General features: G+C 45.2%; 4 protein-coding genes. All 4 read right to left on the minus strand.

Annotated elements, in window-relative coordinates; all coding sequences use genetic code 11:
* Positions 1 to 414 precede the first annotated feature (414 nt).
* The 4 genes from FH603_RS27540 to FH603_RS27555 all read right to left on the minus strand — a co-directional run bounded on the left by FH603_RS27540 (position 415) and on the right by FH603_RS27555 (position 4638).
* Complete coding sequence (locus tag FH603_RS27540; RefSeq protein ID WP_186742461.1) at positions 415 to 1335, minus strand: helix-turn-helix domain-containing protein; 921 nt, start codon at positions 1333 to 1335, stop codon at positions 415 to 417.
* Between the two features lie 56 nt (positions 1336 to 1391).
* A complete protein-coding gene (locus tag FH603_RS27545) occupies positions 1392 to 2315 on the minus strand; it encodes an SDR family oxidoreductase (RefSeq protein ID WP_222439566.1) in 924 nt (307 codons plus the stop codon).
* A 602-nt stretch (positions 2316 to 2917) separates the two neighbouring features.
* Positions 2918 to 3769: a hypothetical protein gene (locus FH603_RS27550; RefSeq protein ID WP_186742463.1), complete on the minus strand. Its 852-nt coding sequence runs from the start codon at positions 3767 to 3769 to the stop codon at positions 2918 to 2920.
* Between the two features lie 386 nt (positions 3770 to 4155).
* Positions 4156 to 4638 carry a YciE/YciF ferroxidase family protein gene (locus FH603_RS27555; RefSeq protein ID WP_186742465.1) on the minus strand — a complete coding sequence of 161 codons (483 nt, stop codon included), beginning with the start codon at positions 4636 to 4638 and terminating at the stop codon, positions 4156 to 4158.
* Between the last annotated feature and the right edge of the window lie 1100 nt (positions 4639 to 5738).

Below are 5738 nucleotides of genomic sequence, written 5' to 3' on the forward strand. Positions count from 1 at the left end.
CAAGTGTTGTCTGATCGGCTTCTGACAAGACGAATGGAGTAGCGATTTGGCCCATACTACAAAGCTACTCTATTTTACTTCAACTATTAATTTGGAAGAGCACTAGCCCTACTATAGCTCAAATTATAACTAAAGCGTCTTTGCCCTATTTTTTATTTAGTCCGTTGGCTGGTAGCGTCTTTTGAAACGCCTGTTTGCTGAAGCAGATATATGAATGCTGGAGAATGGACGTTGTTGGCAGGTCTGCTTAGTCCTGTCTTTAATTGGTTGGGAACGACATACTCAGTTTAATTAAGTCGGTCGCGCCATAAGTACTCAAGAAATTTGGTGGACAGTGACCACCCACAAGTACAACGCAAATATAAAGGCATAAGCATTGTCCGCAGGGCTTGTTGTGTTGACATATTTTATAAGTTATTTGAATGATTGTCTGAACTCCGAAGGAGAAAGGTGGGTCTTTGCTTTGAAGAGTCGGTTAAAAGATTGCGAATGCTCAAAACCCAGCCTGTACGCAATTTCGCCCACCGATAAGTCGGTCGTCGATAATTGCTCTTTTGCCCGTTCGATGAGCTTTTCATGGATGTGCTGCTGGGTATTCTGGCCGGTAAGTACTCGTAATAAACTGCTTAAGTAGCTGGGAGACACACTCAGTTGGCCGGCAACCCAGTGAACCGTTGGTAAGCCTTTTGCCACTAAATTATCAGTATCGAAATAATTGGTCAGCAATTTTTCAAGTCGCTCCAAAATCAAACTGTTCGCCTTTTCCCGGGTAATAAACTGGCGATGGTAAAACCGGTCGGCATAATTCAATAAGGCTTCAAGGTGCGAAATGATAATGTTCTTGCTGAATTTATCGATGCCCGAATAATATTCCTGCCGGATATTTTCGACAACCCCGTTGAGAGTCCGCTCCTCTTTATCCGACAAAAACAATGCTTCATGGACTGAATAATCAAAGTACTCATATCGTTTTATGCCTTCCGCCAACGTAGTGTTCCATAAAAAATCAGGATGGATCAGCAACATCCAGCCCGAACGCTTTACGTTTAAATCCGGCACAATTTCTACGGCAAAAACCTGATTGGGTGAAACAAAACCCATCACGCCTTCGTCGAAGTCGTAACTCTGTTGGCCGTATTTGTATTTGAAACCTTTCATCCGTTTCAGGATGACAAAATAAAAATCGAGTATAAGATTTGCCGACTCCCCGAATAGTGAGCCTTCCTGGCTATCGAAGTGTACCACACTAATCAGGGGATGTTCCGGCTTAGGTAAGCCCACCAATTCATGGTATTCACTGATCGTCTTTATGCGATCCAACTTTTCGTTCGTCATCTCTATCCTCAATTACTGCTTGTAGTAGGTATTAGCAAAGTTGTTGGCAAAGTCGTTTAACTTGGTTTTCCCAGTACCAGTTTGTGTTTGTTATAGTCTTCATAAAGTTTACCCGTACGCCCCGACACGCCCATCTCCACGATTCCGCTCGCCAGTTTTACATCCAGGCCTTGTTTCTTCAGGGCACTGGCCAGTATTTTATCCGAGATTTTACCATGCTTTAAATAAGGCTTGCCAATGGCTTCTCCCAATACTTTTGCTATTTGATTACCAGTAAGCTCTTCACTGGCTATATACCGGACCATTCTTCCCGTAAATAGTTTCTCCATTTCTTCGGCAATAAACGCCGCAATATCGTTGGGCGATACGTATGAATTCACGACATCACCGTCATAGTTTCCCATGATCACGCCTCTTTTACCGCTCAATAGACCTGCAACGCCATAATATTGTAGGGCCAGTGAGCCCCCGATAAACCCCTGGCTGAGTTGCTTTAGGATCGAAATATTAGCCAGTAAATTGCCATAAAAACCAACTGGGCGCATCGTTTTAATGGACACGGCAGGGAGTAATCTTTTCAAGATTTGTTCGACGTGATAATGCCAGGACAGTATGCCCACCCCCTTATCGGTATGTCCCCCGATACTGCTCAGATGGACCACTTTGGTGACCCCTGCCTTTTGAATGGCCTCTACATAAGTATGTGCGATGTCTTGCCAAAGCGTTTCCGAATTAGCGTTAGGGTCGGTAAAGTGAAAGGGCGGTTCCATTAGATAAACGATATCGGCCCCTTTAAATGCTAATGAGAGAAACGCCGCGTCAAACAAAGAGCCAATAGCCGCTTTAGTGCCAAGGGCCTCAATGTCTTTTTGCCGGTCGGCTTTGCCGCTGATAACTGTTGGCGAGTGGCCCTTCTGCAGCAATATCTGGGCGAGTGGTTTGCTGATGTTGCCCAGTGAGCCGGTCAGTACAATATTCATCTTTTCTGCTTTTAGACTACGGTACAAAATTGTAGCGCCAAAAAATAGATGTAGCCCCAAACGACTAGTATTGCCGTTAACATGAAGTTTCACAGAACACGAAATTCTGTCCTTACAACTGCTGCTATTAGTTTATAGGGCGCTAAAGTGATAACATTTGAGGTCCGTCAGCCTGGGTACTCGACCGAAACGCGAATCAGGGCTGCTGGGCGGTTCAACTATTTTCACCAGCCTCATGTTGACAATACCTGTTGGTAGCCAGTGATTTTTGTCCGTCATTTCCCATTGACGTGGGAATTTACAATGTGTGTTATTCAATAAAAAAATTCAATCGCACCCAGGCACAATAATCCAAGCAGGTCATAATAGCGTTTCCCAAAATTGAACTTGTCTTACTGGCAGTCAACGGCAAAGAGGTTGCTACGTAAAGGCGCCACTAAGACGGTACCACGCCTGCAAGCCGATTCCACAATACAAAAAAACAATACGCATAAACTCATCTTGGCACCAAATCAACCATGGCCTTGACCTCCCAGGACGCCGTGAAGACCTCGCTAGGGCTGGTAAATCGTTGCGTTGACTGATGCAGGGCAGGGCATCCATTATGCGGTAAAATGCTCAACAGTCTTTGGAATCGATCCGCCCGTTGCGCTGGTTGGCAGTTTGGTCGTCCAAGCCCAGTAGCAAAGGTAGATGGTGAGAGCAATGAATGTGAGACTGAACAGGCGCCACAGGCTTAGGGCGCTTGCGGGTTCAAGAAAGAGAAGAGCCCCTGCAACAACTGGAAAGATTTCGACAGCGTGAATGGCAAAAAAGTGGGCGACTCGGATGTCGCCTCCCGCTAAAGTCCATCCGAAAATAGGAACTCGTCTTGATCCAGCACGCGACCCGTTTCCCTGGATAATGCCCATCATAACGCCTGTACCCCCACCTAAAAGCTGCATCACGATAAAGCCAGTCAAAATCGCCTCAAGCATGAGTGGGTTTGATCCACTTCTCGGATGGGTTGCAATCTCGATGATGAGCGGAATCCCGCCTGAGAGAAAGGGTAGAGCAACTACGCCCATGAGTGCGTTAATAGCTGCATCAAAACGGGTTGCGTTATTAAAGTGCGAACGACGGGCGCGGGCGGCCTGAGTAATAATGAACGTAAGCTCCAGGGAGCAGCCGATTAATGATATCCAAACGGTTAAACTAGGCAGGAGGCCCTGAAATCGGGGCGGTTGAACAAAATTGTAAAAGTAAGAAAGAGTAATTAGGTAAGTCCCAATCGACAGCAGAAACCGTAACGGTTTAATCGCTGGAGACTCTTTGTTGATGGAGCGAGTGTCGAAGAAAAACCAGATGACGCCAATGGGCGATAACGCGAGCAGAAACAGCCCGTATAGCAGAAGGGCCCGTTGCGGAAAATAATCGCCAGCGTTTTGCAGCGCATTAATAAGAGAAAATTCCATGATTAATTAGATTCCAAGCTCGCAGCTGTTAGTTTCTGTTAAGCTCAGTTGAGTTCAAAATAAAAGTCAGGTAGAAAAAAGTAGCTCTACTGTCCAGGCAAAGAATCATCTTCAGCGCCATCTGGCCTGGCCCAAAAAAGCTACGGCGTAGCTATCGTCTACGCATAATTTTCGGCCAGCCGCCAGTATAGGGTCGCCCGAGCGATTGGGCCCGGACTTGCTGTTGGCAGGCGGTGGTCCGTTCCGCGAACCACCGCCTGCCAACAATCACAGAGCCACCCGTCGGTTCAGGGCGAGCGGCTTTGCCGAGCTCGATGCTCTAAGCAGGAGCGAATACTCCAACACGCGCTTAAATTCGGCTCTACTTACCATTAAAGCAGGTTTGGCTAATTTCCGCCCAAGATCTGCTCGGCAACTTTCGTGTGTTCTTCATCGGCAACGACAGATTCATCTGCACAATCTTTCATGGCTTTATAAGTTTCATCGAGCCCGGCTTGCTTGGCATAATTTGCCATAGTGCCAAAGGCCGCAATCCAATAATGCAATGCCAGTTGGCCGGCATTGATAATACCCAAGTCACGGGAATAATCGTCCAGACCGCTGTTTAAGATGTTCTGATGTACCTTACCAATGCCATCCACAACTGGGTTGTCTATTTGACCAATTGCGCCGGTCTCCTGGATAGCCCGGTCCGTGCGCTCTACCCATATTTTTGCCGTTTCCTTATTTTTTTGAAGCGCTTCTTTGAGTTTTGGGTTCGTAGCGGCATTGATAATAATATCGGAAGACTTTGCCGCAATCTCACTACCGGTCTTAATGGCCGACAATCCTTCTTTGATGAGCTGAGTAAACTGCTGTTTGTTTTCCATAACTTTGGTTTTTAGTGTTTGCCTTTTTGTAGCGATAAACGATTGAAGTTTTGCTGGTGAACCGGCCAGAAAATGGTTTCTACTGGTTGTTTTGTTCGCCAGGAGTGTTCATTCTTCGAACACCTTTTGTGTTTACAAAGCTCAGCTATAAAGCGGTATATAATGTAGCCTTTTCGATCGTTGTTGTAGCCGAAATGAAGAATTGAACCGTATTGCTGACTTTACTTTGATTGTTTTTTAGTCGGTGGCTCGCTAGATAAGTTGATGTCATTACATCATCGCTACGAACAGTACGCCGTCAGTTGCGAATTGCATTGCGGTATATGCTTGGGTAAAGATGGGGTATTCTGTACAACAAGTACAAAACTTTCATGTGATATTATAACTATCTATAAACAAGGAATTTACGGTGATATTTTCACAGGTCGTGAATCCCAGCCTGGTTTAACTGTGTCATTTTAATTGCAGGACCAAGCTCCCACGATACGGCTTCAATAAATAATAGGAGGCTGAGTAGAAAGACTACGCCATTGGTCAAAAAGCTGCGGAAAGGTCGAATCCTGTTCATTGCATTAGTGCTTGTTGTTGCGGACCAAAACAGGTGCATAATTGCTGCCTTGAAAAATGAAAGGGATGAATCTAAACAACTATGGGATGAAACAACCAAAATATGGGACGTATTAACGGGATGGTGGCTGATACAAAGCCTATTGACTTGATAAAAAGATGCTCCGTTTAAAGCGTCATACACACATCCCGTTTAGGAGTTAAACTCCTCACTATAAATTGATAGTGTTAATGCCGCTCAGCTAATCTACTTTTTTTAAACCGTTACTAAAGCAGTTTTTGATTGAACTATGCTATAATTCCTGAGCTCCGTTTATTCCATTCAAAATGGATGTAGCGATCTTGATCAACAACGAAGATGGGCACTTGAGGACTGATCTCAACACAGCCATATTCTACCCTGTAAGCACTCAATTTGACAGGCAGGGCTTTCTCATAAAAGCCTTTTCACTCTCATGAAGTCGAATAATTCAGTTATTCTGTCGCTAAAGCGGTCCATTTGATGGGTCATGCTGGTGCTCAAACGGTCTAGT

It is taken from the genome of Spirosoma utsteinense (genome assembly GCF_014282275.1).
In the GTDB taxonomy this organism is placed as follows: Bacteria; Bacteroidota; Bacteroidia; order Cytophagales; family Spirosomataceae; genus Spirosoma; species Spirosoma utsteinense.